This is a genomic window from Vibrio sp. FF266 (assembly GCF_041439695.1).
Taxonomy (GTDB): domain Bacteria; phylum Pseudomonadota; class Gammaproteobacteria; order Enterobacterales; family Vibrionaceae; genus Vibrio; species Vibrio tasmaniensis_A.
The window spans coordinates 1-1,479 of the sequence record NZ_JBGOOO010000108.1 but is presented as its reverse complement, the minus strand read 5'-3'; the positions used below and the strand labels follow the sequence as shown (position 1 = coordinate 1,479).

Below are 1,479 nucleotides of genomic sequence, written 5' to 3'. Positions count from 1 at the left end.
TTTCTAGGTGTAACGCGGTGCTGTATTGCCCTAGATGGTCAATGGCTCTGCTGATGGCGGCTTGGGTTTCACCAAGTGGTGGGGTGTTTTGCGCTTCTTTCACTTGTTGCGCCATGGTGACAAGCTCTGCGGGCTCATACCCTTGCTCTTTTACGGTGCTTTGCCACTGTTTGTTGAGGTTGTCGTTACTCTGGTGGGTTTTGCTTTTACGAGTGTCGAGGGTCGCGACATCTCGCGCGGCGCGAGAGTCAAAGCCTAAATCGAGTGTGCGTTGGTCAATTTGTTGTTTGCGAGTGGATGACGCATCAAGAATAGGCTGAGGGACACCGCTGATTTCGAACTGACCGTTGCCGACGCCTCGCGTGGAATAACCGAGGGTTTCTGCCTCCTTAGCTAATTGGCTCTGGTACAAGATACCGTAGTATTTTTGGAAGTTGTAGATGCGCTCGCCTGTGCCGTTAATGACGCCCCCTTTTTGTTTTAAGCTGGTTGATAAAGCGCGTAAATCCCCTTCTTGGTCTCGAGTCATGTTAGCTGCGAGAGCGTGCGAGTGCACTTGCATGTCGTTTTCACGGCTGGTCTTGTGGCGCACGACCGCAAATATCATCGAATCCGTATTTTCGTATTCTTGAACGCCTTTCTTATGAGTGACTTTGACTTGTGCAACGTCTTTTTCAAGCTCTGTTAAGGCGAACTTCACTGCGTTGTTATGCGCTTCTATTAGGCGGGTGTCCCCGCCAATAAGCGCGAGAACACTGATGGATTTAGGCGCAGAAAACGTCAGGTCGAAGCCCGATTTATGATCATCTCGTTTTCCTTTAATGGTTTCACCGCCAAGACAGCCTGAGAGTACCGATTCTAGGGTGGCTTGCTCTACGGGTTTACCCGCCAGTCCCGCTTCGATGGCCAGCTTGCCATGCCAGAAGGTGTTTTCTTCTTGGTCTTTTTCCTTGAGGTAATAGTTATCGCCCGCGTTTTTTTCTAAAGAGACGTCAGGTAGGTCTTTGGGGTTTTCTTCGCTGAGATAATATTTGGCAGCGCCAGAAGCGGATTTTAATGGGCTAATAGAAAGCATGAGTATTTTCCTTATGCAACGCAAATTGCCGCTAGCAGCAAAACTGAGCGGTGAGTGGAGGTTAAGGGGGAAGTGGAATTAAAAGAGGTGTGGTTACAAAATGATCCCAACACAAGCAAAGGAATTGCTAGCGGTTAACGTTCGTTCTTCGTGAATGATGACGCCATTTTCATCAATGTGAATGGATGTAATGCCCGCTTTAAATCGGTCTAACGCTACAATTTCTTCCTTGGTTAAATGCTTGCCATGAGTCAGGCATTCTAGATGGTTAAAGCTGTATTCATCGGCGGCCATCGCTAGTTTCGAAGAATCAGAATGCTTCATGCACTCATTGCCATACAGCCAATCTTGAGCACACTCTATATTTGGCTCTAACTGGTAAGTCATATGGTGGGTGACGCTTG

1 protein-coding gene and 1 pseudogene are annotated in these 1,479 nt (G+C 48.1%); both read right to left on the bottom strand.

Annotation, left to right across the window (positions count from 1 at the left end):
* On the bottom strand, positions 1–1,075 hold a 1,075-nt coding region (gene mobF / locus ACED59_RS24440), incomplete at its 3' end, for a MobF family relaxase (protein ID WP_371731391.1).
* A 93-nt stretch (positions 1,076–1,168) separates the two neighbouring features.
* Positions 1,169–1,479, bottom strand: a pseudogene (locus ACED59_RS24435) (hypothetical protein); the annotation flags it as partial.